Below are 23,910 nucleotides of genomic sequence, written 5' to 3'. Positions count from 1 at the left end.
AAATGCATGAATTTTGTTTTAGTCCATCGTATTCCGGGGCGTGCCCGCCTGCGCAGTGAAGCGCGCTTCGGGCTGCGCACGGCCGAGGCCCTGGCAGACGGGCTGGAGGCTGTTGCCGGGGTGGAGGGCGTGCGTGTGAACCCGCATACCGGAAGTGTCCTCCTTCTCTACAGCGACGAGGGCGCACTTTCCCGTGCCTGTCTTTTTCTGAATGGAGCCGTCTGCGGGGCGGAAAAGCCTGTATCCAGGGACGTGGGCAGGGTGGAGGGGGGGCCCAGCCTCTTTCCCTTTTTCCGCTACCTTTTCCTGCGTCCGCTTCTGCCTGTGGCCGTGAATATGGTCACGGCCATTTCCCACGCGCTGCCGTATCTGCGTCGTTGCGTCTCCTCCCTGTCGCAGAGGCGGCTGGATGTGGATGCACTGGATGGTGCGGCCATAGCCGTTTCCCTGCTCAGGCGCGATTTCCGTACCGTGGGCCTGCTTACGCTCCTTCTCGGCTTCGGCGACGCGCTGGAGCGCTACACGCAGAAGAAATCCTTGGAGAATCTGGCCTCCCATCTGGCGCTGCAGGCGGACAGAGTGTGGGTGCTGCGCGACGGGGAGGAGATGCTCATTCCCTTTTCCGACCTCAAGGAGACTGATCTTGTGGCCGTGCGTGCCGGCTCCGCAGTGCCTGTAGACGGCGTGGTGGCCCGGGGTACGGCTTCGGTGAACGAATCCTCCATGACTGGGGAGCCTCTGGCCGTCATGCGCGGGGAGGGGGCTTCCGTGTACGCGGGTACCGTGGTGGAGGACGGGGAGATCTTCGTGCGCCCCACCAGCATCGGCAAGGATACCCGCATGCAGCAGATCGTGCGCTTCATCGAAACTACCGAGCAGATGAAGGCGGGCATACAGGGGCGTTTTGAGAAACTGGCCGACAGGGCCGTGCCCTTCACCTTCGCCCTGGCTGGCCTGGTCTGGCTTTTCACGCGCAGCCTTACGCGCGCGGCTTCCGTGCTCCTGGTGGATTATTCCTGCGCCCTGCGCCTCGCCACGCCCCTTGCCATACTCGCGGCCATGAATGAGGGGGTGAAGCATAAGGTCATGGTCAAGGGCGGGCGTTTCCTGGAGGCTCTTGCTTCCGTGGATACCGTGGTTTTCGATAAGACGGGTACACTTACCCAGTCGCGGCCTGAGGTGGCCCGTGTTGTTCCCGCCGAGGGCTTCGACGAAGACGAGGTACTCCGCCTCTCTGCCTGCCTGGAGGAGCATTTCCCCCATCCCGTGGCTCGCGCCGTGGTGCACGGTGCGGAGAAACGCGGCCTGCGCCATGCCGAGGAACACACGGAAGTGGAATATGTGGTGGCTCACGGCATCGCTTCCCTGTGGAAGGGAAAGCGCGTGCTTCTGGGCAGCCGTCATTATATTTCCCAGGATGAGCATGTGGATCTTTCTCCCATGGAAGAGCATATGGGGGCTCTGTCCCGCGAGGGGTACTCTCTGCTCTATCTTGCCGTGGACGGAAAGGCGGCGGGCATCATCGCCATGGAAGACCCTCTCCGGCCGGAAAGTCCGGAACTCATCCGGCGCCTGAGCGACATGGGGATAGGTCATGTGCTCATGCTTACCGGCGACGACGGGCGCACCGCCTCCGCGGTGGCGGCGCGGCTCGGCATCACGGAATTCCGCGCCCAGGTGCTGCCGGAAGACAAGGCCCGCGTGGTGCAGGAGCTCAAGGCCTCGGGCCGTACAGTGCTCATGCTCGGAGACGGCATCAACGACTCCCCGGCTCTTTCCTCCGCCGATGTGGGCGTCACGCTGCGCGACGGGGCGGATCTCGCCCGCGAGGTGGCCGACGTAGTGCTTATGGGCGGATCCCTGTGGGAGCTGGTCACGGCTCTTCAGCTCGGCAGGGGAGCCATGAACCGTATCCATATCAATTTTGCAGCCACCATGGCCCTGAATTCCGCCTTCCTTCTCGGAGGCCTTTTCGGCCTGCTCAGGCCGGGGGTCTCGGCGGTACTTCATAATCTCACCACGCTGGGCGTGTCGCTCAACGCCATGCGCCCGGCCCTGCCCGGAGGGGAATGATATGGTTTCCATCACCGACTGCATCACAAGTTTCATCGACGGCCGCGTGCGCCTTCGTCACGAAGCTCTGAAAGACCCTTCCACGGCGGACATGGTCACCGCCTTGCTGGGAGGCGTGGACGGCGTGGAGAGCGTGCGCGCCAACCCCTTGACCGGTTCCCTTCTCATCTTCTACGATGCGGAAAAACTGAGCCGGGAAACGCTCCTGGAGCTGGCGAGGCAGGGTGCGGCCCTGCTGCCGGAGGAGGAAAAGGGCCGCGGCAGGGCCCGGGGGCCCGCCTCTGAACTGATGGCTATGGTGCTTTCCCGCAGCGCCACGCGCCTTGCGAACCGCGCCATGCTCGTTTCCCTCCTGCTTTCCCTGGCCGGGGCCTTTGCCGGCGGGGGGAGCCTGCACCGCGCCGCCGGTGCGGCCTTTGCGCTGGCAAGCCTCCAGCACATGGCCGCGCACAGAAAAACGCTGTGGTAAGCATCATGGAAAAAATGCGCGAATTGTCCGTCCGTCTGGGCCGTTCCCTTGCCCTTCTCCTTTGTGCGGTGCTGGCGCTCGCGCTCTTGTGCATGGCCTTCGCCGTGCTCGTGCAGGCTTTTGCCCTGATGGGGCTGACCATGCTTTTCGCCGTACTGCTCTTCCCACGTCCGCTGAAGTGGTACGCCGCGCAGGCGGCGGAGGCCGTCCGCACCTTTGCGGCAGTACTCCTTGCTCCGCCTGCGGGAAGAAGCGAATCCTCCGGGGCGGAACCTTCTTCCGAAGAAAGGAAGGACGAAGGAAAGAAAGGCTGATTCCGGCCTTCTGCGATACGAAAAGGCCCTTCCGCATGGCGGGAAGGGCCTTTTCGTATCGCCGGCACAGTTTTTGACTCACGGCATCGCAGGTCGGAAAAGCGGGGCTTGCGGGTGGGCAGAAAACGCGCCCTGCGCAGCCGCCCGCCGGAAAATCCCTGCGCTTTGCCGGGCCTTCCTGCCGGGTCTCCGCCCGGCGGGGAGAGCGCGCCCCGGCCGGATGCGAAAAAAGCCCCGGGGCGAAAGCCCGGGGCTTTGTCGTTTCAGGCTTGGGAAAGCCTAGTCGATGACGGCCTTCTTGATGATGACGGGTTCCACCGGAACATCCTGATGGGGATAGTGGGAGGTGGTGGGCACCTTGGCTATGGCGTCCACCACGTCCTGGCCCTTCACCACCTTGCCGAACACGGCGTAGCCCCAGCCCTGCATGGTGGGGGCGGTGAAGTTGAGGAAGGAATTGTTCGCCACGTTGATGAAGAACTGCGCCGTGGCGGAGTGGGGGGCCTGGGTGCGGGCCATGGCGATGGTGTAGACGTCGTTCTTCAGGCCGTTGTTGGCTTCGTTCTCAATGGGGGCGTTGGTGCTCTTCTGCACCATGTCCTTGTCGAATCCGCCGCCCTGGATCATGAAGCCGGGGATGACGCGGTGGAAGATGGTGCCGTCGTAAAAGCCGGACTTCACATATTCCAGAAAGTTCTTGGTGGTGTTGGGGGCCTTTTCGGCGTCGAGTTCAAGGACTATGTCGCCCTTGGTGGTCTGAAGCGTGACCATGGTTTTTCCTCCGGCTTGTGCCTGGCAGGCGGGGCCGAACACGAGAGCGGCCGCGAGCAGCAGGCAGGATATGAGAAGTTTGCGCATAGGGAATCTCCTGTTTCCAGATGCCGAGGTCCGGCGGGCAGGCACAGGCCTTCCGGGCGGGCGCGGCGGAAAAGAATGTCATAGCCCCTTGCCGTGTTGTCAATGCTTTTTTTTCGGGAAAAGAGGCGATGCGTATTTTTTTTGTACAAAAAGCTTCGTTTCCTGGCAATGCCGCGCCCCGGTCTGCGCCCGGGGGGAGGGCTTACGTCCCGGCATGATTTATGCTATGCAGAAACACCTGACCGGAGGAAACATGATAGGCACCATAGTCAACACGGCGGCCATACTTTGCGGAAGCGTGCTCGGAAGCGTGCTTCGCAAGGGCATCAAGGAGAAATATCAGACTGCGCTTTTCGACGCCATGGGCTTTTCCGCCGTGGCCATAGGCGTGAACGCCGTGGTTTCCAACATGCCGAACAGCAAGTATCCCGTGCTCTTTATTCTGAGCATGGCCCTCGGGAGCTTTCTCGGCGCGGTGTGGGACTGGGACGGCAAGTTCCAGAATTTCGCCCGCCGCATGGGCAGTTCCGACCTGGGGCGCGGCCTCGCCACGGCCATACTGCTTTTCTGCATAGGCACGCTCTCCATCCTCGGCCCCATAGAAAGTGCGGTGCACAACAACCACACCTTTCTCTTCACCAATGCCACGCTGGATTTCGTCACCTCCATGGTGCTGGCCTCCACTTACGGTCTTGGCATAGCCTTTGCCGCGCCGGTGCTTTTCTGCTGGCAGGGAGGGTTGTACCTTCTCGGCTTGTGGCTCGGCTCCTTTGTTCCGCGCGACCTCCTTACGGAAGTCTCCGTCGTGGGAGGCATACTCATCCTTGTTTCCGGCGTGTCCATGCTGCGCATCAAAGATTGCAAGACGTTGAACATGCTGCCCTCGCTCTTCGTGAGCGTGATCCTCTACGGCCTCGCCGTCACTTTTTTGTAACCGCGTCCCTACCGGAGAACAGCCATGAACATCGCCGTGTTTGAAGTCAGCAGCGACGAAAGGGCGGAATTCGACCGCCTTTCCCGCACTCTCGACGTGAACCTCCGCCTGGTGGAAGGCAACCTTTCCATGGACACTCTTTTCCGTGCCGAGGGCTGCGAAGCCGTGTCCACGCTCGGCCGCAGCCGCCTTGACCGGGAGCTGCTCGGAGCGCTCAAGGCCATGGGCATAGGCTTTGTGTCCACCCGTACCATAGGCGTGGACCATATCGACCTCGCCGCCGCGAAGGAGCTGGGTCTTCGCGTGAGCCACGCCGCCTACCCGCCGGACGCCGTGGCCGACTTCACCCTCATGCTCATCCTCATGGTGCTGCGCCGCTACAAGCCCGCCATGTGGCGGCAGCAGGTGAACGACTACTCCCTCTACGGGCTCATGGGCCGCAGCCTCCGCCGCCAGACCGTGGGCGTGGTGGGCACGGGCAGCATAGGGGCCGCCGTGATACGCGCCCTTGCCGGGTTCGGATGCCGCATCCTGGCCTACAATCTTGTGGAATGTGAGGATCTGCGCCCCTGGGCGACCTTCGTGGATCTTGAGACCATCTACAGGGAATGTGATATCATCACCTTCCATGTGCCCGCTACTGCCGAAACACGGCGCATGGTGAACCGTGAAAGCCTCTCCCGCATGAAGGACGGCGTCATTCTCATCAATACCGCCCGGGGCGAGCTCATGGATATCGACGCCGTGACTGAGGGCATAGAGACGGAAAAGATAGGCTCCCTGGCCATGGACGTATTCGAGAACGAGCAGGGCATCTATCATGCCGACAGGAAGACCGACATACTCAGGAACAAGGACATGGTGTACCTGCGCCAGTTCCCCAACGTGGTGCTGACCCAGCACATGGCCTTCTATACGGAGGAGTCCATCATAAGCATGGTGGACTGCGGCATCGAAAGCCTTCTGGACATGAAGGCGGGCCGCCCCACGCGGCTTGAGGTTTCCGCATAAAAGGCGGGGCGCCGCGCGCGTTTCGCCAGGGCATAGAGGGAACCCTCACAGAGGAGAGGGTAGGGAAAAACCTTTACCGCAAGGAATGCAGATGGAGACGCAAGGAAAGAAACCATCGCTTTTGTGGGCGACACTTTCACTGGTGCTGCCTGTGGCCATGATCCTGTACGGCACGCTCGTGGTGGGCGTGCGGCCCCCCGTGCTGCCGCTGCTCGGAGCCGTGGCCCTGGCTTCCTTCATGGCCATGAAGACGGGCTACACCTGGGAAGACCTTCAGGACGGCATGTTCGAGGCCCTCGGCCGCATACAGATAGCAATAGCCATTCTGGCCATGGTGGGCATGATCATCGCGGCCTGGCTTGCTTCGGGCACCATCCCCGCAATCATCTACTGGGGCCTCAAACTCATAGCTCCCGAGCACTTCCTGCTCTCGGCCATGGTGCTCTGCTCCGTGGCCTCGGTGGCCACGGGCACTTCCTTCGGCACCATGGGGACCATAGGCGTGGCGCTTCTCGGCGTGGGGCAGGCGCTGGATTACCCCGTGTACATGACGGTGGGCGCCATCGTTTCCGGCGCGTACCTCGGCGACAAAATGTCCCCGGTGTCGGATTCCACCAACATCACCGCCTCGGTGTGCGAAGTGCCGCTTTTCTCCCACGTCATGTCCATGCTCTGGACCACCATCCCCGCCTTCATCGTGGCGGGCGTGGCCTACACCTTCCTGGGCAGTTCCGTGGCGGCGCAGCAGAGCGCTTCCCTGGAAAGCCTGAACGCCATTCTCTCCGGCCTTGAGGCCAACTTCAGCCTCGGCCCGGTGGCCTTCATCCCCCCCGTGCTCATGATAGTGCTGGCCTACCGCCGCTACCCCGTGCTTCCCGTCATGCTCGTGTGCCTGCTTGCGGCCATGGTCATAGCCGTGGCCGAGGGCGTGCCCTTCAATAAGCTGGCCACCATGCTGACCTCGGGCTATGTGTCCAAGACGGGCATAGCCGACCTTGACCCGCTGCTCTCCCGCGGCGGGCTCATGAGCATCATGCCCACCGTGCTGCTGCTCTGTTCCGGCATGGCCTTCGGCGGCATCCTGGAGCGCTCCCGCGTGCTTGAAGTGCTGCTCGAAGCCATACTGAAGGGCGCGAAGTCCGCCCTGCGCCTCGTGGCCTCCGCCCTGGCCGCCGCGTATCTCATCAACTTCGGTACCGGCAGCCAGATGCTGGCCGTCATCGTTCCCGGCCGCGCCTTCCTCGATTCCTTCAAGAACGCCGATATCAGCCCCCTGGTGCTTTCCCGCACCTGTGAGGACGCGGGCACCATCGGCTGCCCGCTCGTGCCGTGGAGCGTGCACGCCTTCTACATTGCGGGCGTACTCGGCGTGAGCGCCTACGATTTCGTGCCCTACGCCTTCTTCAACTGGTTCGTGCCCATCTTCTCCCTGATCTGCGCCGTCACCGGCTTCGGCATCTGGCGCATGGACGGCTCCCCTGTGCGCAGGGCCGCGAAAAACAAGGCATGACGTGAACCTGCCGGGATTTTCCCGGCCGGTGCTGTAAAAAGCGCGCTGAAGAAATTCGGCGCGTTTTTTTGTCCTGTGCGGGGCAGGGCAAAGGAAAGACGCGCATGTGCGGGGATAAGGGAAAAGCTTTCAATCCGTGGATGGAGCGGAAGCTGCCGAGACCGCGGATGCCTCCACGCGCGGACAGAACACGGCCCATTCATCGACGAAAGGCATTTTTTCGATAAGGCGGGCAGCTCAGGCTCCCGGTCGCCATTGAAAAGGTGTTTTTTTACGGAGAAAGCACGCTATCCGGGAGACGGGCGGGACATGCCTTTCTTCAAAGCCCATTGGAGCGGAGGATGCGCCTATGCACAGGCAGGGATGCCGTGCCGGGCGTCACGTGCCTTTTCATTGCGCGGAAGAAAAATCCGGCGGGGGCCTTGACAAGAGAAAGCAGAACGGACACTATGTTTATAAAACAAAAGAATATTATTTTATGATTTTTATTTCTCATACAATAAGAAATATATTATCATAAAATAATAAGGAGGGCCGAGTATGGAAAGAGTCTGGACTCCGTATCTGACCGGGGACGACAAACTGGTCATTGAGAAAGGCGGCTACGGCAAGAGCAGGGGGCTGGGAACCAGGCCCATGCTGGTGGTGATCGACGCCCAGTACAACTATGTGGGCGAGGACAGGCCCGTAGGGGAGCAGCTCGCCGAGTGGCCTTCCGGCGGCGGGGCTGCGGCATGGGCGGCCATACGGCGCATACAGCCGCTTCTGAAGCAGGCAAGGGAAGCGGGGATTCCGGTGCTTCTGACCAGGAATGTGCAGAAGAACCTGGCTTTCGACAGTTTCGGCGCCAAGTCGCAGCGGGATCAGAGCCGGTATGTGGAAGGGCACCGGGGGACGTTCATCGTGGACGAGCTTGCGCCGCAGCCCGGGGACCTGACGCTGGACAAGGCCTACGCCAGCATTTTCTACGGGACGCCGCTTCTTTCCTGGCTGGTGAAGATGAAGATAGACACGCTGATCCTGACGGGCGGTTCCACGAGCGGCTGCGTTCGTGCCTCGGCGGTGGACGCGGTGACGCGCAACTTCAACGTGGCGGTGGTGGAGGACTGCGTATACGACCGCATCAGCATTTCCCATGCGGCGGGGCTTCTGGATATGTGGATGAAATACTGCGACGTGATGAACTCCGAAGAAATATCGGCCTACATGAAGGGCCTGGGGGGCGGCCATGCTTGATCTTCTCATACGCGGAGGGCAGGCCTGCCTGCCCGGCAGGGGCATGCAGCCGGTGGACATAGGGGTGGAACAGGGGCGCATCGTGTTCATCGGCAACCACGGGGCGCCCGAGGCGCGCCGAGAGATAGACGCGCGCGGCCTGGTGGTTCTTCCCGGGGCGATAGAGCCGCACATGCACTACGGCGTGTACATGCCCTACGACGACGACTGCCGGACGGAAAGCCGCTGCGCGGCCACGGGGGGCGTGACGACGGTGCTGTCGTATTTCCGCCACGGCAAGGATTACCCGGATACGGTGGAGGACCTCATCCGGCGCGGGGAAGCGCAGGTGGCGGTGGATTTCGGGCTTCACATCGGCATCCTGTCCACGGACCACATAGAGCAGATGGGGGTGCTGTACAGGCGCTTCGGCATATCGTCGTTCAAGTTCTACACCAATTACATGTATCAGGTGCCTGAACTGTTCAAGGTGCCGGAGGAAAAGGCCCTGCGGCTGGACGACGGGGACATGGGCTATGTGCTGCAGCGCATGGGAGCGGAACTTCCCACGGCCACGCTGTGCGTGCACTGCGAAAGCATGGAGATTTCCCGCAGCCCGCTTTTCCATCGTGAATGGGACGCCCTGCCGGACAAGGACACGCTGGGCTGGTACGAAAAGCGCAGCCCGGACTATGCGGAAACGGTATCCGCGCTGGCAGCGGCGCTTCTCGCGCGGAAGTTCCGGGCCAAGGCCTACCTTGTGCACACGAGTGCGGGCCTGACGGCGGACATGCTCACGCCCCTGCTTCAGGACGAGGAGACGCGGCGCTATGTGACGGTGGAAACCTGCCCTCACTATCTGGCGTCCACGGTGGAGAGCGAGGCCGGCCTTCTTGCCAAGGTGAACCCTCCGGTACGCTACAGAGAGGATTCGGAGCGCCTGTGGGAAGGCATACGCGAGGGGACGGTCGGCTCCATAGGCACGGATCACTGCAACAGCAGCTTTGAAAAGAAGGGGGGTCGCACGGAACAGAGCAAGGTGAAGCCCGGTTTCGGCGGCGTGGGCCTTCTTCTTCCGCTCATGATAAGCGAGGGCTACCACAAGCGCGGGCTTTCCCTGGAGCGCATCGCGGAAGTGACGAGCACGAATCCTGCGCGGGTGTTCGGCCTGACGGACAAGGGCCGCATAGCGGAAGGCTGCGACGCGGACTTTGCGCTGGTGGATCTTGAAAGCGAGTTCACGGTGAAAGCGTCGGAGCTCAACAGCGCGTCCGACTATTCCATCTATGAAGGCATGCGCCTGAAGGGCCGCCCCGTCATGACTATCTGCCGGGGAAACGTGGTCATGGATCACGGCGAGATCTGCGTCGCCCCCGGCGCCGGGCGTTATGTCGGAAGAAAGTAATGCTTCGTTTTCGCGCCCGTCCGGCGTGGAAGAGTATGCAACCGGAGAGAGGGAGAAAGTCTATGGATGCTATGCAGGAACTTGCACAGTTTGCGTATGAAATGAAGCTGGAAGATATTCCGCAGGACGTTGTGGATCATGAGAAACTTCTGCTTTTGGATACTCTGGGCGTAGCCCTTGCGGGCTCCAATGCTCCCGGTTGCCGGGAAGTAGTCGAGCTCATGCGGGAATACGGAGGCAGGCCCCAGAGTTCTTTCCTTGTGTTCGGAGGCAAGGTTCTTGCCAAGCATGCGGCCATGGCCAATGCCACGCTGATACAGGCGCTGGACTTCGACGACAACCACGATGAAGCGTGCTGTCACGCCCACTGTTCCTGTCTGCCGCCCGCGCTGGCCATGGCGGAATATATGGGCGGGAAAACCGGGAAGGATATCCTGGAAGCCCTGCTTCTGGCTCTTGAGGTACAGTGCCGTATAGGCATGGGCATCACCTCCAGCATAGCCTTTGTGCGCACGGGCACTCTGGGCTTTTTCGGCGCTACCGTGGCAGCCGCAAAGATGCTGGGCCTGAGCTTCCCCCAGTTTGTGGATGCTCTGGGCATCGCCTATGCGCAGGTGTCCACGACCTTGCAGTCCAATATTGACGGGGCGCTGGTCAAGCGCATGCATCCCGCCTTCGGCGTGCATGCGGGCATTCTTTCCTGCCAGCTCGCGCAGAAGGGGATCACCGGCGCGAAGGGCGTGCTGGAAGGGCGCTTCGGCTACATGAATCTGTATGAACGCGGCTGCTTCGACCGCTCTCAGATTTTCAAGGACCTGGGCAGCCGCTGGGAAGTGAAGAGCATTGGCGTCAAACAGTATCCCTGCGCACGCGACGTGCACGCCGCCGTGGACGCGGCATGCGAGTTCTATCGCGAAGGCGTGGATCCGAAACACATTGCCGAGGTGGTGATCACCATGCCGGACGCGCCGTTCCGCGTATCGAGCAAGCCGTATGAGGCCATTTCCGGCCATGCCGTGGTGGAGGCCATTCTGAGCGGCGCCTACTGCACGTCGGTGGCCTTCCATCGCGGATTCATCGACCTTGACGACTTCACGGAAGAACGCCTGTATGATCCCGATATCGTGGCCCTTGCAAAGAAGACGCGGGTAGTCATGGACGAACATGCCGCGCCTAAGCTGAAAATGCCTCAGACCGTGCAGATCATTCTGGATGACGGAAGAGTGCTCAGCAAGACCTGCCATGTACTGAAGGGCCATTCGACCAACATGTTGACGGCGGAAGAGGTGGAAAGGAAGTTCCGGCACTGCTGCGAACATGCCGTCACGCCCTTCTACTACGACAGGCAGCAGAAGATCATCGAAGATATCAAGGATTTTGAAAACCGTCCGGTTCAGGAAATCATGGACGATCTTCAGGTCTGAGTTTCTTACGGGGAGCCTTTCGCCGGAGGCGGCCGCGTGTGAAGCGCGACTGTTTTCAGGAGTCCGCATTTTCCTGAAGAAGATGCAACAAGCCGGAAGGCCGTCTCGTCATCATTGTGGAAATATTCCGCCCTTCCGGGTGCCTGTGCCCCCGGAAGCCTGAGGCGGCTTTTCCCTTCATTCACTACAGTGGGGTTTCCTATGTCTACCGTTTCAGCAGGCTTCTCACGTTCCGACGCCATAAAATGGGCGGCGTCCATTCTTGTCCCGGTGCTGGTGTATTTCTGTATTCCCGTGTCCGAAGGCATGAACCCGAAAATTCCCCTGTTCCTTGCAATCACGGTATGGGCCGTCATGTCGTGGGCGCTGGAAACCATGCCTTCGTCGGTGTCCGCAATCATCATGGTGTTTCTGTACAGCGTGTTCGTCACCAAACCCGGCGTGGTGTTCAGTTCCTTCGGTACCTTCCTGCCGTGGATAGCCTTTGCGGGCCTGATCATCGCCGATGTTCTGCACCGCACGGGGGCGGCCAAGAGAATCGCCATTAAAATCATGCTCTGGACGGGGTCTTCCTACGCCTGCGCCATGCTCGGCTTTCTTCTCGCGGGCTTTGTGCTTTCCTCCATCATGCCTGCAAGCCAGGGCCGTCTGATCATCTTTACGGCTCTCGGCATGGGGATGGTAGACGCCCTCGGGGTGGATCCCAAGTCGCGCATGTCCTCTTCCATCATCATGGCGGGCCTGTTTGCCACGGCGGCCACCTCCCCCGCCTTCATGACCAGCATGCTCCTCCAGCTCGTGGGCGCCAATGCGGCGGCCGTGGCCAGCGGACAGGAGCCTGTGAACTACGGGCAGTGGATGTATCATCAGGCCTTCGGCTGCGTCGTCTACGCGGCCATAGCCTATGCGCTTATATTCATGATCCGGGGCAAGGAACGCCTGCGCGACCGCGGGCAGATGCGCCAGATGCTCACCGAACGCCTTGCCGCCATGGGCAGCGTTTCCCGAGATGAAGTCAAGGGGCTCGGCGTCCTGGTTATCGCCATGGCCGGATTCCTTCTTGCGCCCATGGCCAAGCTTGACGGCGGCTTTGTGTTCGCGCTGCTTGCCATGGTGTACTTTTTGCCCGGCGTGAATCTGATGACGGCGGCGGATCTTCGCAGGCTGGACATGCCTTTCGTCATTTTCCTCACGGCCTGCATCTCCATCGGCATCGTGGCCCAGAACATAGGCATTGATAAGGCTCTGGCCGGCATACTTCTGCCCCTTCTGGAAGGCCAGGGCGAGACTATGGCACTGATTTCCAGCTACTTCACGGGCGTTGCGGTGAACTTCATCCTTACGCCCATGGCCGCCATGTCCGCGCTGTGCCAGCCCATGGCGCAGCTTGCCGTCGATCTCGGCGTTTCCCCGCAGGCCATGCTGTACACGTTCAGTTACGGGCTGGATCAGTACATCTTCCCCTATGAAATCGGCTTCTTCCTGTATATCTTCATGACGGGCTACATCACGCTCCGCCATGTCATTCCCGCTCTCGCCCTGCGCATGTTCATCATCATGCCCATCTTCGTGGTGGCCGTGCTGATGCCTTACTGGAAGCTTATCGACGTTCTTTAATCCTGCCGGAGTTCCCTATGCCTCTTATACACATAGATACGGAAAAATGCCTGGGCGACGGGCTTTGCCTGAAAGCCTGCTCCATCGACCTTTTCAGGATGGGAGAAGATAAAAAGGCCGTATGGAAGACGGATGAGGAAGCGAAGTGCATCCAGTGCGGGCACTGCGTGGCGGTATGCCCTGCCGCCGCCATACGCCTGCACGACATGGACCCGGAAGCCATGGAGCCTGCCGCTCTGAATATTCCCGAAGAGCAGGCGGCCCGGCTTTTCATGTCGCGGCGTTCCATACGCCACTTCAGAAACAGGCCGGTGGACAGGGGGCAGGTGGAAAAGGCGCTTCACATAGCGAACTATGCCCCCACGGGAGCCAACAGGCGGGACGTAGGGTACAGTTTTGTGGATTCCCCGGATGCTATTGCGCGGGTACGCGAGCTGCTGGCAGAGTGGATGGAGGCCTTCCCCCGCTGGAAAAAGCATGTCGACAATTACCGCCACGGCAGGGATACCATACTTCGGGGAGCTCCCCTGCTGCTTACCGTTTATGCCGATGAACTGCCTTCCCGCTGGGGCGATTTTGAAGCCCCCGCGTACATGTCCCCCCAGGCATGCGCCGGCGCAGCGTCCTACCTTGAGCTCGTGCTGCACACCATGGGCATAGGTACATGCTGGTCCGGCCTCATCGTACGCGGAGCGCCCGCCGTTCCCGAGCTCAGGCAATTCCTCGGCATTCCGGAAGGAAAGATGGTGTATGCCGCCTTTCTGGCCGGGTATCCGGCGATACGTTATGTGCGCATCCCGTGGAGAAAGCCTCCTGCCCTGACCTGGGTATAACCTGCCCCGGGGCGGAACGGCGCGTCATGTCCCCTCCGCGTCGTTCCGCCCGCGGGCGGAGGACGCCGCAGACAGGAGAAAGGCCCCGGCAGCATCCATCTTGCCGGGACCTTTTGTCTTTTTGCTTCAGACGCAGGTTTTCTGTCGTGGGAAAAGCGCGTCCATGCTGGCCGTGTCCGCAGCATGGGCGAGCCCGGAGCCTTGCAGAAAGGGGCGGATTCCCCGGGCCTGCTTTTCTTCGACCGGAGGCCGAAGGCAGGGCTGCCGTTTTCCGGCGGCGGGATGTTCCCGTATCGTATGACGGGTGGATCACTTTTTCGGTATTCCTGCGGCGGACATTGAAACTTTGTCCGTTTCCCAGTATGGATGAAGAAGGTGAATAACGACAAACAACGGGTTATCTTTGTGAGAAATTTAAAACAAGCGCCGGAAAAGAAAGAGGGGGAAGGGCAGAGCTCCATGCGCTCCGTGGAACGGGTCATTTCCATTTTATCCCTCTTCGCGGAGGAAAAGAACGGGCTGGGCGCTCAGGACATTGCCGTGGTGACGGGGATTCCCCAGTCTACATGTTTTCGCATGTTGCGCTGTCTTGTGGAGGGCGGCATCCTGGAAAAGTCCGGGACGCGGTATGGCGTGGGCAGCAAGATACTTCGCATGGCCCAGGGCGGTCAGATGTATGAGCGTCTCCGCAGAATTTCCCTGCCGTATCTTCGCAAGCTTTCCCATGAAACGGGGCAGAGCGTGGGCATGAGCGTGGTGGACAGGGATAATTTCCGCATCTGCATAGAACTCGTGCACAATGCCGCCCAGGAGCTGCGCTATCATACGCCGCTGCGCACGCCCCTGCCGCTGCATAAGGGGGCCACGGGCAAAATGCTCTGGGCCTGCCTGCCGGAAGTCCGTCAGCTTCAGGTGTATCGGGACAACGCGCTGGATATGGAAGAAAGTTGGGAACAGATCTCCCATCTTCTGGGAGAGATACGTCATGCCGGCTATTTTTCCAGCGCCAATGAAAGGATACAGGGGGCCTGTTCCGTGGCTGCCCCCGTGCTGAACGCCGACGGCGACCTCACCGCGGTGATCACGATTTCCGCCGTGCGCCAGCAGTTCACGGAGAAGGAAATACGCCTTTACATACGCCTTCTGAGAAGTACCTGTGCCGAAATCGCTGCGGTGTATTAGCGGCTTTCCTCTTTAGAAAAACGGAGCCTCCCCGTCGGGGAAGCTCCGTTTTTTTCGGCTTTTAATGGAATTTCTACAGGCAGCGCAGCTGCGTTTCCGGGTCGAATACATGGCCGTGGCCCGGACGGGCCGTGAGGCGTATCACGTCGCCGGAGGCGGGGCGCTGGGAGCCCTGCAGGCGCACGATGACGGAGGAGCTTTCCTGCTTTTCGGGGTTGCTGTTCAGCGGACGGCAGTAGGCGAGCGTGTCGGAGCCCAGGGCCTCCACGATATCCACGGTGACGCGAATGTCGCCTTCAGGATCGAAGATAAGGTCTTCGCTTCTGAGGCCGAGCAGAATGTCGCCGTTTCTGCCGTCGAGGTTTATGTCTGGAGCCTGGACGCCGGAAAGCCTGGTTCCGTCGGGCAGGATGATATCGCCGCCCTCGGCCCTGGCGCGCACGATGTTCATGGACGGGGAGCCCATGAACTGGGCCACGAACACGGAGGCCGGGCGCAGGTACACGTCGTCGGGCGTGCCGTACTGTTCGATATGGCCTGCGCGCAGCACGAGGATTTTTTCCGCAAGCGTCATGGCTTCCACCTGGTCGTGGGTGACGTAGATGCTGGTGGTGGCGAGGCGCTGGTGCAGGCGGCGCAGCTCGATGCGCATCTGGTTGCGGAGGTTGGCGTCGAGGTTGGAGAGCGGTTCGTCGAAGAGGAAGACGCTCGGCTCGCGCACTATGGCGCGGCCCATGGCCACCCTCTGGCGCTGGCCGCCGGAAAGCTGGCGGGGCATGCGGGTGAGCAGGCCGTCGAGCCCGAGGAGCTTTGCCGCCTCCTCGGCGCGGCGTTTGCGCTCTTCGGCGGGAATACCGCGCACCTTCAGGCCGTAGGTGATGTTGTCGTACACGTTCATGTGCGGGTAGAGCGCGTAGTTCTGGAACACCATGGCGATGTTGCGGTCCTTGGGTTCCATGTGCGTCACGTCCCTGTCGCCTATGTAGATGGAGCCGGAAGTCACTTCCTCCAGCCCGGCGATGCAGCGCAGGGCCGTGGACTTGCCGCAGCCCGAGGGGCCTACCATGACCATGAAGGAACCGTCCGGCACTTCGAGGTTGAGGCCGGAGAGCACCTTGTTCTTATTGAAGGTCTTGTCGATATCGCAAAGACGAACATTAGCCATTGTCTCTTCCTTGTACGGGTTACTTCTCGGTTTCCACAAGTCCGCGGACGAAGAGCTTCTGCATGCCGAGTACCACGAGAAGCGGCGGCAGCATGCCGAGAAGCGCCACGGCCATGATGAGGTTCCATTCCGGCACGGCGTCGGGGATGTTCACCATGCGCTGTATGCCCATGACTACGGTGTACATGCCTTCCTGGTTGGTGACGAGCAGTGGCCAGAGGTACTGGTTCCAGCCGTAGATGAACAGCACCACGAAAAGCGCCGCGGTGTTGGTGCGGGAGAGGGGAAGCACCACGTCCACAAAGAAGCGCCAGGGGCCCGCGCCGTCGATGCGCGCGGCTTCCAGAAGTTCCTGCGGGATAGTCATGAACATCTGCCGGTACAGGAAGGTGGCCGTGGCCGAGGCGATGAGCGGCAGGATGAGCCCGGCGTAACTGTCGATGAAGTTCAGTGTGGCCGCCACCTGGAAGGTGGGCACGATGCGCACTTCCACGGGCATCATGAGCGTGATGAAGATGAGCACGAAGCAGAGCTCGCGCCCGGGGAAGCGGAAGTACACAATGGCGTAGGCGGCGGTGATGGAAATGGCGATCTTGCCGAGGGCGATGCCGAGCGCCATGATGAGGCTGTTGCCCATCATGACCCACACGGGGATGCCGCCCGCGGCCTTGAGCCCTTCCGTGAGCACGGTGGTGAAGTTCTTGATGAGCTCCTCACCGAACCACAGCGGGGTGGTGCCGATGAGCACGTCGTAGCTGTGCGAGGTGGCCACAAGCGCCACATACAGAGGAAAGAGCACTATGGCCGCGCCGAAAAGCAGCACGGCATGGCTCAGCGCCCTTCCCAGTCCTTTCTTTTCTACCATAACGAGTCCCTTTCCTGTCGCGGCTAGTAGTTGACCTTGCGTTCGACGTAGCGGAACTGGAGGAACGTGAGGATCATGACGATGAACATGAGCACCACGGACTGGGCGGAGGAGCCGCCGAAGTCAAGCCCGATGAAGCCGTCGTTGAAGACCTTGTAGATGAGCGTTTCCGTGGCGCGGGAGGGACCGCCCTGGGTGACTGCGTGCACGATGCCGAAGGTCTCGAACAGGGTGTAGATGGTGTTCACCACCAGAAGGAAGAAGGTGGTGGGGGAAAGCAGAGGGAAGATGATGTTGCGGAACCGCTGCCAGGGGCTTGCGCCGTCTATGGCGGCCGCTTCTATGAGGGAACGGGGAATGGCCTGCAATCCGGCGAGGAAGAACAGGAAATTATAGGAAATCTGTTTCCACGAGGCGGAGATGATGAGCAGAAGCAGGGCCTGATTGCCGTTGAGTTTGTGGTTCCAGGTGTAGCCTAATCCGTCGAGGAACGTGGAGAGCACGCCCACGGAGGGGTTGAAGAGGAAAAGCCAGAGCACGCCCGCAAGAGGCGGCGCGACGGCGTAGGGGATGATGAGCATCGATTTGTAGAGGGTGCCGCCCACATGTACCTGGTCGGCGACCACGGCCATGAGCAGGGAAACTGTCATGGTGAGGGTGATGGTGGCGATGCTGAAGATGAAGGTGAGGTACAGGGTTTCCAGATAGCCCGGGTCGGAGAAGAGGACGGCGAAGTTGTCCAGTCCGACGAATTCCCGGGAAAGCCCGAAGGAATCTTCCATGTATACCGACCCCAGCAGAGCCTCGCCGGCGGGGTAGAAGAAGAACACCACCGTGATGACAAGCTGGGGCAGCAGGAAGAGGACGGGCAGTATGAGATGCCTTTTGCCCCGGAATGCGTAACGCTCATCCTGCATTGTGAGCTCCTTTTTGCATGCGTGAGAGGGGGGAGGGGCCGCAGCCCCTCCCGGGATGAGCGTGATTAGCGGTTGGCCCTTTCAAAGCGGCGTAGTTCCTGGTTGCCGCGCTTTACGGCGGAGTCGAGGGCGTCCTTGGCGTTCTTCTTGCCGGACCAGACGGCTTCGAGTTCTTCGTCGATGATGTTGCGGATCTGGACGAAGTTGCCGAGGCGCAGGCCGAGGGTATTGATGGTGGGCTTCTTGTCGGAGAGGGCCTTCACGGCCACGTCGGTGCCGGGGTTCTTGTCGTAGAAGCCCTGCTGCTTGGTGAGTTCATAGCCTTCGAGGGTGACGGGCACATAGCCGGTGGCCTGATGGAAGGCGGCCTGGATCTCCGGCTGGAGCACATAGTTCAGGAAGGCGGCCACGCCGTTTTCCGAATCCTTGGAATGGCCGGCCATGGCCCACACGGCCGCGCCGCCGATGACGGTGTTCTGGGGAGCGCCTTCCACATCGGGCCAGTAGGGCAGCACCATCACGCCCCAGTCGAACTTGGCGCCGGCTTTGACGGCGGCGTAGGAACCGGAGGAGTTCATGAGGATGCCCGCCTCGCCGGCGGTGAAGGTGTTGATTGCTTCGGACTTGCGGCCCACATACACGGAGACGCCTTCCTTGTTCAGCTGGGAGAGGAAGTCGATGTGCTTGACCTGCAGGGGGCCGTTGAAGAGCAGCTCGGTGTCGAGGCCGTCGAAGCCGTTGTTGTTGGAGGCGAAGGGCACGTTGTGCCAGGCGGAGAAGCTTTCAAGCTGCACCCAGGACTGCCAGCCGCTGGTCATGCCGTACTTGCACGCGCCGGATTCCTTGATTTTCCTTGCAAGGTCGGCCACTTCAGGCCAGGTGCGGGGGAAGTTTTCCGGGTCGCCGCCGGCCTTCTTCACGGCGTCCTTGTTGTAGTAGAGAACGGTGGTGGAGGCGTTGAAGGGCATGGCGATGAGCTTGCCGTCGCTCGTGGAGTAGTAGCTCGTCACGGAAGGCAGGAACTTGGACATGTCAAGCGGCGTGCCCGCGTTTTCCATGATTTCCCAGATGGGGCGGACGGCGCCTTTGGCGGCCATCATGCTGGCGGTGCCCACTTCAAAGATCTGGATGATGTTGGGATGCTGTTTGGCGCGGAAGGCGGCAATGGCGGCAGTCATGGCCTCGTCGTAGTTGCCCTTGTACACGCCTTTGACTTCGTATTTGTCCTGGGACGCGTTGAAGTCGTTGATGATGTTGTCGGTGATTTCACCGAGTTCACCACCCATGCCATGCCAGAAGGTGATGGTGGTCTTGGCCTGCACGGGGGCGGCCAGAAGCATGAGACTGATGGCCAGCAGGGCCACGGATCGGAAGGAACGCATACGTTCTCCTGCCTTGCGGACGGTGTCGTCCGGTTGGGGTTCCCGGGGGAATCCCGGATGGGATGCGCCGCGCGGGGAAGATTCCCCGGGGCGTGTTCCGGCGCGCCTAGCCCCTGCCGAGAGCTGAGCGGCAGGCGGCCGGAAAATCGGTGATGATGCCGCTTGCGCCGTGGGCGACCAGATCTTTTGCTTCGTCCATGTCGTTGACGGTCCAGACGTTGACGGCAAAGCCCGCGTCGCGCAGATTCTCAAGGTCGCCGGGGGCGAGGATGAGCCTGTCGGGGTGATAGGCGTTCACGCCGAGCTTCCGGCAGAGGGCCACAGGGTCTTCCGGGCGCGTCGTTTCCACAAGCGCGCCCGTGGCCATTTCGGGGCACAGTGCGCGGCACTCTTCCAGATAGCGGTGCTGGAAGGAGGAAATGATGATCTGATCCGCCATGTCGAGGCGGCGGATCATCTCTAACACATCTTTTGTGACGGTATCATGACCGATGAGGTGTTCGTGGTTCTTTATTTCCACGTTCACATACCAGTCGAAGCGCTTCGTGAGCAGGAGTGCCTCTTCCAGCGTGGGGATGCGCAGCCCCTTGAAGGATGCGAGGGTATCCGCGTCTATTTCCCCGGCGGCCACGCGCCCGAACTGGTCGCGGCCTTCATACCAGGAACCGGCGTCCAGCCGGGAAAGCTCCTCCAGCGTGAAGTCGCACACGCGGTAGGAGCTTCTGCCGGGGTAGACCTCCTCCACATTGGTCGTGCGTACGAGGGTGTCGTCGTGCACCACCACGAGCCTGTAGTCCTTGGTGTAGTTGACGTCGAGCTCCCAGAGGTCGGCCCCGACTTTGTGGCCGAGTTCGGCCGAGGTGAGAGTGTTTTCCGGGGCGTGGCCCCTTGCGCCGCGGTGGGCGATGACAAGGGGCAGGGGAGCGCGTTCATGCAGTTCAACAGTGCTTTTCATGGCAGATATCCCAGTTCCATGACGGGTTTCCCGCAGGCGGACGCCTGGGGGGACGCGGGCGAAATAGCCTGCGAAACATGGGGGCTTTGCCCCGGGAAGACGGCTTTTGAAAGGCGGAGACAGGATATGCCAGATGGAATTTCGTCACGAAAGGTATTTTCCTGTAATTATCTTAAACCGTGCCCTTTATCAAGCGTATTCTTGTTTGCAGCTGCTTTCTTGCCGTAGATTTTCCGTTGTATGACACGATTGTTGTGAAAAAATTCCAGAGCTTCGGCCGGCCCGCCTTTTTTTTCTGGAAAGCGCGCGGGGCATGAGGGGCGTTATGTACGTTGCGCGGCCGGGCAAAAGCCCTGTGCGAAGCCTGCGGCAAGCCGTGGCCGTGTTCTGCCCGGGGCCGGAAAATCTGACCGCACGGCCGGAGGACGGGGCGGCAGAAGGGGAGAAGGGCTTTTTCCTTCCGGGGGCGCGGTATGGAAGGCGTCGACACGGTGCCCGGCAGGCCCTCTTTCCGAACGGATGCGCGTTTTCTCCCCGGGTGACGCCGCGCGGAAGAAAAGCCCTTCGCGCCCGGCCGGGAAAGCGCCCGGGGACTCGGCGTTTCGCCTTTTTCGTGCGGCGGGGGCCTGCTTCGGGCATGAAAGACGCCCGGCGCGGCGTGAGCCGTACCGGGCGCTTCAGGGGTGAGGTTCTTGCCCTTTATGCCTTGGCCGTGGCCTGCCGCGCCAGGGCATGGCGGCGCTTGTGCATGTGGCGCACGATGCAGGAGAGCGAGAAGTTGATGATGAAGTAGATGAGCGCGGCGAAGCCGAAGATGACGGCCACCTGCGCGATGCCCACGGTCTGCCCCGTGTACCGGGGCAGAAGCGCCAGGGCGTTCCTGGAGCGGAACATGAGCTCCGCCACGGCCACCATGGAGAGGAAGGAGGTGTCCTTGACCACGGTGATGACCTGGCTGAGCAGGGTGGGCACGATGTTCTGGAAGCACTGGGGCAGGATGATGTAGATAAGCGTCTGCACGAAGCTGAAGCCCTGGGAGGCGGCTGCCTCGAACTGCCCCTTGGGGATGGAGTTCAGGCCGCCGCGGATGATTTCCGCGATGGTGGCCGAGGTGAAGAGCACGAAGGCGAAGGAGCAGCGGAGAAAAGCCGTGGGCAGGGGGGCGTACACATAGCAGATGAGCACCCACATGAGGTTCGGCGTATTGCGGAAGATTTCGATGTACACTCCCGCGAGCCTGCCGAGGATGAACCTGTCGTAGCTGCGCAGAAGCGCCAGGATAAGGCCGAAGAAAATACTGCATATCACGATGACGACGGAAAGCTCGATGACAAGCCACGCGCCGCCCAGAAGATAGGCGAGTATTTCGGGCGTAAAAGTACGGGTAATGACCTCGATCACGACAGTTCTTCCTCTATTTTTCTGAGCTCCTCAACGGCATGGCTGTCCTTTTTCTTCAGCTTTTCCTCATAGCGCCGCCCCCATGTGGAGAGGGGGAAGCACAGGAGGAAATAGAGCACGCCGCAGACGAGGAAGGGCGGCCCGTAGATGCTGGCCCCGCTGGTGGCCCAGTCGTTGGTGCGGTTCATGAGATCCGTGCCGCCTATGAGGGCGATGACGGAGGTATTTTTGATGAGGTTCACCATCTGGTTCACGAGCGGCGGGAGTATGATCTTCACCGTCTGGGGGAGTATCACCCAGCGCATGGTCTGCACATAGGTGAAGCCCTGGGATGCGGCGGCTTCCGACTGCCCGCGCGGGATGGACTGGATGCCCGCCCGTACCACCTCGGCAATGTACGCGCCGTGGTAGATGCCCACGGCGAAGATGCCCACGGATACCTGGCCCATCATCACCCCTATGTAGGGGAGGGCGAGGTAGAACACATAGGCCTGAAGCACCAGCGGGGTATTCTGAATGGCTTCCACATAGGCGCGGGCCACGTTTCTCGGCAGAAGGAAATGCGACGTGGACATGACGCCGAAGACGACGCCGAGGGCCAGGGCCAGCGCCAGGGCGGCGACGGACACCATGACGGTCACGCCGAAGGCCTGAAGGAACAGGCGCCAGTCAGCCAGAAAGACAAGCCAGCATGCGGGCGACAGTATTTGCTCAATCACGGTTCAAACCTGCGTTGTGCGGCGCGGCTTCCGCCGCGCCAGAAAAGTGCCTATTTCTTGAAGGAGGGGGCCACGTTGTGGGCGGCGATGATCTTGTCGATGGTGCCGTCGGCAAGCCACTTCGTGATGTTCTCTTCCACAAAGGCGGCCAGGCCCTTGTTGGAAAGCTTGGTGGCCACGCCGTATTCCTGCGGGGCGAAGCGGACGGTGGTGAGAATTTCCGTGCTCGGATCGAGGTAGCCGGAAAGGATGGAGCCGTCCACGCAGAAGGCCTGCACCTGGCCGGCGTCGAGGGCGGCCTTGATGGAGGGGTAGTCGGGGAAGGTCTGGATATTGTCGGTGTCGTTCAGGGCGACGCCGTTTTCCTTGGCTGCGGCGATGAGCGCATCCTTGGAGGTGGAGCCTTCCGCCACGCCTACGAGCTTGTCCTTGAGGTCGGCGTAGCCCTTGACGCCGCCGTTCTTCTTCACCAGAAGGGATACCGCGTCGGTGTAGTAGGCTGAGGAGAAGTTCCAGATGTTCTTGCGTTCGGCGGTGATGGTGAAGGTGGCGAGCACCATGTCGATATCGCCGGTATCCAGAAGCTGGCCGCGAGTCTTGGCCGTCACGGCGGTGAAGGAGACCTTGTCGGGCTTGAGGCCCATGGCTTCGGCGAGCTTTCTGGCAAGATCCACTTCCATGCCGGCATAGTCGCCGGAAAGGTCCTGCATGCTGAAGCCCGGCACGTCGGACTTCACGCCCACGCGCAGCTCGCCGCGCTTGACTATGGCCTGAACGTCATCCGGCAGCGTCGCGGCGAAAGCGCCGGAGGCCATGCTCAGAACGGCGAGGGCGGAAAGCAGAAACGCGCCTATCTTGTGCAGTTTTTTCATGTCGTTCTTCTCCTTGTCGGGTTATGCCGTGCGGCGTTTTCCGTTCCCGGCCTAGTGCAGTATCTTGCCCAGGAACTGTTTCGTCCTTTCATGGGTGGGGTTGACGAAAAAGTGTTCCGGCGTGCCTTCTTCCAGAATGGTGCCGTCGTCCATGAAGATCACCCTGTCCGCCACCTGCCTTGCAAAGCCCATTTCGTGAGTCACGATGACCATGGTGATGTTTTTCTCTCCGGCCAGCCTGACCATGACGTTCAGTACTTCCTGCACGGTTTCCGGGTCGAGGGCCGAGGTGGGTTCGTCGAAAAGGATGATCTTCGTCTGGCTGCACAGGGCGCGGGCAATGGCCACGCGCTGCTGCTGGCCGCCGGAAAGCGTGGCCGGGTAGGCGTGGGCCTTTTCCTCAAGGCCGACCACTTCCAGGTAGTGGCGGGCGATATCCTGCGCCTCGCTCTTCGATTTGCCGAAGAGCTTTACGGGCGCGAGAGTGAGGTTGCCCATCACCGTGAGATGCGGGTAGAGGTTGAACTGCTGGAACACCATGGAAGAGGTGCTGCGCACAAGTTCGATGCGGTTTTTCCGGGTCAGCTCCACATTGTCGATGAACACATGGCCCGAGGTGGGGATTTCCAGGCCGTTCATGCAGCGCACCGTGGTGGACTTCCCTGAACCGGAAGGGCCGATGATGACGAGTTTTTCCCCTTCCTGGACTTCCAGGTCGACGCCTTTGAGCACTTCATGGGAGCCGAAGGATTTATGCACGTTGGAAAGCCTTATCACGTTTTCTCCCCG

General features: G+C 61.0%; 22 protein-coding genes. 12 read left to right on the top strand and 10 right to left on the bottom strand.

Features of this window, described 5'->3' with window-relative positions; genetic code table 11:
- The first annotated feature begins 6 nt into the window (after positions 1–6).
- The 3 genes from K8W16_RS09880 to K8W16_RS09870 are packed head-to-tail and all read left to right on the top strand — an operon-like array spanning position 7 to position 2,856.
- Complete coding sequence (locus tag K8W16_RS09880; protein WP_304123127.1) at positions 7–2,073, top strand: heavy metal translocating P-type ATPase; 2,067 nt, start codon at positions 7–9, stop codon at positions 2,071–2,073.
- A gap of 1 nt (position 2,074) precedes the next feature.
- Entirely contained in the window at positions 2,075–2,542 is a 468-nt protein-coding gene (locus tag K8W16_RS09875) for an HMA2 domain-containing protein (RefSeq protein WP_304123125.1), read from the top strand.
- 5 nt (positions 2,543–2,547) lie between these two features.
- Positions 2,548–2,856, top strand: coding sequence for a hypothetical protein (locus tag K8W16_RS09870; protein WP_304123122.1), 309 nt, complete (start codon positions 2,548–2,550; stop codon positions 2,854–2,856).
- Between the two features lie 279 nt (positions 2,857–3,135).
- Here the strand turns inward: K8W16_RS09870 and K8W16_RS09865 are convergent, their stop codons facing one another.
- A complete protein-coding gene (locus K8W16_RS09865) occupies positions 3,136–3,714 on the bottom strand; it encodes a peptidylprolyl isomerase (RefSeq protein ID WP_304123119.1) in 579 nt (192 codons plus the stop codon).
- A 253-nt stretch (positions 3,715–3,967) separates the two neighbouring features.
- On the opposite strand from K8W16_RS09865, the gene K8W16_RS09860 reads away from it, so the two are divergent.
- From K8W16_RS09860 to K8W16_RS09820, 9 genes are all read left to right on the top strand, one after another.
- Positions 3,968–4,648: a DUF554 domain-containing protein gene (locus tag K8W16_RS09860; RefSeq protein ID WP_304123116.1), complete on the top strand. Its 681-nt coding sequence runs from the start codon at positions 3,968–3,970 to the stop codon at positions 4,646–4,648.
- Between the two features lie 24 nt (positions 4,649–4,672).
- The gene (locus K8W16_RS09855; protein ID WP_304123113.1) at positions 4,673–5,659 is read left to right on the top strand and encodes a D-isomer specific 2-hydroxyacid dehydrogenase family protein; all 987 of its coding nucleotides are present in this window, start codon (positions 4,673–4,675) and stop codon (positions 5,657–5,659) included.
- Between the two features lie 91 nt (positions 5,660–5,750).
- Positions 5,751–7,169, top strand: coding sequence for a Na+/H+ antiporter NhaC (gene nhaC, locus K8W16_RS09850; RefSeq protein WP_304123110.1), 1,419 nt, complete (start codon positions 5,751–5,753; stop codon positions 7,167–7,169).
- A 540-nt stretch (positions 7,170–7,709) separates the two neighbouring features.
- Positions 7,710–8,405, top strand: coding sequence for an isochorismatase family protein (locus tag K8W16_RS09845; protein WP_304123108.1), 696 nt, complete (start codon positions 7,710–7,712; stop codon positions 8,403–8,405).
- On the top strand, positions 8,398–9,789 hold the full coding sequence (locus tag K8W16_RS09840; RefSeq protein WP_304123105.1) for a dihydroorotase family protein: 1,392 nt from the start codon (positions 8,398–8,400) through the stop codon (positions 9,787–9,789). The genes K8W16_RS09845 and K8W16_RS09840 overlap by 8 nt, the downstream gene beginning before the upstream one ends.
- Before the next feature lie 62 nt (positions 9,790–9,851).
- Positions 9,852–11,213, top strand: a complete 1,362-nt coding sequence (locus K8W16_RS09835) for an MmgE/PrpD family protein (RefSeq protein WP_304123104.1) — start codon at positions 9,852–9,854, stop codon at positions 11,211–11,213.
- A gap of 201 nt (positions 11,214–11,414) precedes the next feature.
- On the top strand, positions 11,415–12,830 hold the full coding sequence (locus K8W16_RS09830; protein ID WP_304123102.1) for an SLC13 family permease: 1,416 nt from the start codon (positions 11,415–11,417) through the stop codon (positions 12,828–12,830).
- Positions 12,831–12,847: 17 nt separating this feature from the next.
- Positions 12,848–13,663: a nitroreductase family protein gene (locus K8W16_RS09825; RefSeq protein ID WP_304123100.1), complete on the top strand. Its 816-nt coding sequence runs from the start codon at positions 12,848–12,850 to the stop codon at positions 13,661–13,663.
- Between the two features lie 459 nt (positions 13,664–14,122).
- Positions 14,123–14,845: an IclR family transcriptional regulator gene (locus tag K8W16_RS09820; RefSeq protein WP_304123097.1), complete on the top strand. Its 723-nt coding sequence runs from the start codon at positions 14,123–14,125 to the stop codon at positions 14,843–14,845.
- A 73-nt stretch (positions 14,846–14,918) separates the two neighbouring features.
- On the opposite strand, the gene K8W16_RS09815 is transcribed toward K8W16_RS09820, so the two are convergent.
- The 9 genes from K8W16_RS09815 to K8W16_RS09775 form a co-directional block, all read right to left on the bottom strand.
- The gene (locus K8W16_RS09815; RefSeq protein WP_304123094.1) at positions 14,919–16,010 is read right to left on the bottom strand and encodes an ABC transporter ATP-binding protein; all 1,092 of its coding nucleotides are present in this window, start codon (positions 16,008–16,010) and stop codon (positions 14,919–14,921) included.
- Between the two features lie 19 nt (positions 16,011–16,029).
- On the bottom strand, positions 16,030–16,875 hold the full coding sequence (gene ugpE / locus K8W16_RS09810; protein ID WP_304123091.1) for a sn-glycerol-3-phosphate ABC transporter permease UgpE: 846 nt from the start codon (positions 16,873–16,875) through the stop codon (positions 16,030–16,032).
- A 23-nt stretch (positions 16,876–16,898) separates the two neighbouring features.
- Entirely contained in the window at positions 16,899–17,792 is an 894-nt protein-coding gene (gene ugpA, locus K8W16_RS09805; protein ID WP_304123088.1) for a sn-glycerol-3-phosphate ABC transporter permease UgpA, read from the bottom strand.
- Between the two features lie 65 nt (positions 17,793–17,857).
- Positions 17,858–19,174 carry a sn-glycerol-3-phosphate ABC transporter substrate-binding protein UgpB gene (gene ugpB, locus K8W16_RS09800; RefSeq protein WP_304123086.1) on the bottom strand — a complete coding sequence of 439 codons (1,317 nt, stop codon included), beginning with the start codon at positions 19,172–19,174 and terminating at the stop codon, positions 17,858–17,860.
- A 106-nt stretch (positions 19,175–19,280) separates the two neighbouring features.
- Entirely contained in the window at positions 19,281–20,129 is an 849-nt protein-coding gene (locus K8W16_RS09795) for a glycerophosphodiester phosphodiesterase family protein (protein ID WP_304123083.1), read from the bottom strand.
- Positions 20,130–20,828: 699 nt separating this feature from the next.
- Positions 20,829–21,530 carry an amino acid ABC transporter permease gene (locus K8W16_RS09790; protein WP_304123080.1) on the bottom strand — a complete coding sequence of 234 codons (702 nt, stop codon included), beginning with the start codon at positions 21,528–21,530 and terminating at the stop codon, positions 20,829–20,831.
- Positions 21,527–22,249: an amino acid ABC transporter permease gene (locus K8W16_RS09785; protein ID WP_304123078.1), complete on the bottom strand. Its 723-nt coding sequence runs from the start codon at positions 22,247–22,249 to the stop codon at positions 21,527–21,529. The genes K8W16_RS09790 and K8W16_RS09785 overlap by 4 nt, the downstream gene beginning before the upstream one ends.
- 50 nt (positions 22,250–22,299) lie before the next feature.
- The gene (locus K8W16_RS09780; protein WP_304123076.1) at positions 22,300–23,121 is read right to left on the bottom strand and encodes a transporter substrate-binding domain-containing protein; all 822 of its coding nucleotides are present in this window, start codon (positions 23,119–23,121) and stop codon (positions 22,300–22,302) included.
- Positions 23,122–23,172: 51 nt separating this feature from the next.
- Positions 23,173–23,898: an amino acid ABC transporter ATP-binding protein gene (locus K8W16_RS09775; RefSeq protein ID WP_304123165.1), complete on the bottom strand. Its 726-nt coding sequence runs from the start codon at positions 23,896–23,898 to the stop codon at positions 23,173–23,175.
- Positions 23,899–23,910 lie beyond the last annotated feature (12 nt).

This window comes from Mailhella massiliensis, assembly GCF_020741395.1.
In the GTDB taxonomy this organism is placed as follows: Bacteria; Desulfobacterota; Desulfovibrionia; order Desulfovibrionales; family Desulfovibrionaceae; genus Mailhella; species Mailhella massiliensis_A.
This window is presented reverse-complemented; position numbering and strand designations above follow the sequence as displayed.

Excerpts from the sequence above, each read along its gene's own strand:
- K8W16_RS09880 (WP_304123127.1), top strand. The coding sequence starts at position 7 with ATGAATTTTGTTTTAGTCCATCGTATTCCGGGGCGTGCCCGCCTGCGC.
- K8W16_RS09875 (WP_304123125.1), top strand. The coding sequence starts at position 2,075 with ATGGTTTCCATCACCGACTGCATCACAAGTTTCATCGACGGCCGCGTG.
- K8W16_RS09870 (WP_304123122.1), top strand. The coding sequence starts at position 2,548 with ATGGAAAAAATGCGCGAATTGTCCGTCCGTCTGGGCCGTTCCCTTGCC.
- K8W16_RS09865 (WP_304123119.1), bottom strand. The coding sequence starts at position 3,714 with ATGCGCAAACTTCTCATATCCTGCCTGCTGCTCGCGGCCGCTCTCGTG.
- K8W16_RS09860 (WP_304123116.1), top strand. The coding sequence starts at position 3,968 with ATGATAGGCACCATAGTCAACACGGCGGCCATACTTTGCGGAAGCGTG.
- K8W16_RS09855 (WP_304123113.1), top strand. The coding sequence starts at position 4,673 with ATGAACATCGCCGTGTTTGAAGTCAGCAGCGACGAAAGGGCGGAATTC.
- nhaC (WP_304123110.1), top strand. The coding sequence starts at position 5,751 with ATGGAGACGCAAGGAAAGAAACCATCGCTTTTGTGGGCGACACTTTCA.
- K8W16_RS09845 (WP_304123108.1), top strand. The coding sequence starts at position 7,710 with ATGGAAAGAGTCTGGACTCCGTATCTGACCGGGGACGACAAACTGGTC.
- K8W16_RS09840 (WP_304123105.1), top strand. The coding sequence starts at position 8,398 with ATGCTTGATCTTCTCATACGCGGAGGGCAGGCCTGCCTGCCCGGCAGG.
- K8W16_RS09835 (WP_304123104.1), top strand. The coding sequence starts at position 9,852 with ATGGATGCTATGCAGGAACTTGCACAGTTTGCGTATGAAATGAAGCTG.
- K8W16_RS09830 (WP_304123102.1), top strand. The coding sequence starts at position 11,415 with ATGTCTACCGTTTCAGCAGGCTTCTCACGTTCCGACGCCATAAAATGG.
- K8W16_RS09825 (WP_304123100.1), top strand. The coding sequence starts at position 12,848 with ATGCCTCTTATACACATAGATACGGAAAAATGCCTGGGCGACGGGCTT.
- K8W16_RS09820 (WP_304123097.1), top strand. The coding sequence starts at position 14,123 with ATGCGCTCCGTGGAACGGGTCATTTCCATTTTATCCCTCTTCGCGGAG.
- K8W16_RS09815 (WP_304123094.1), bottom strand. The coding sequence starts at position 16,010 with ATGGCTAATGTTCGTCTTTGCGATATCGACAAGACCTTCAATAAGAAC.
- ugpE (WP_304123091.1), bottom strand. The coding sequence starts at position 16,875 with ATGGTAGAAAAGAAAGGACTGGGAAGGGCGCTGAGCCATGCCGTGCTG.
- ugpA (WP_304123088.1), bottom strand. The coding sequence starts at position 17,792 with ATGCAGGATGAGCGTTACGCATTCCGGGGCAAAAGGCATCTCATACTG.
- ugpB (WP_304123086.1), bottom strand. The coding sequence starts at position 19,174 with ATGCGTTCCTTCCGATCCGTGGCCCTGCTGGCCATCAGTCTCATGCTT.
- K8W16_RS09795 (WP_304123083.1), bottom strand. The coding sequence starts at position 20,129 with ATGAAAAGCACTGTTGAACTGCATGAACGCGCTCCCCTGCCCCTTGTC.
- K8W16_RS09780 (WP_304123076.1), bottom strand. The coding sequence starts at position 23,121 with ATGAAAAAACTGCACAAGATAGGCGCGTTTCTGCTTTCCGCCCTCGCC.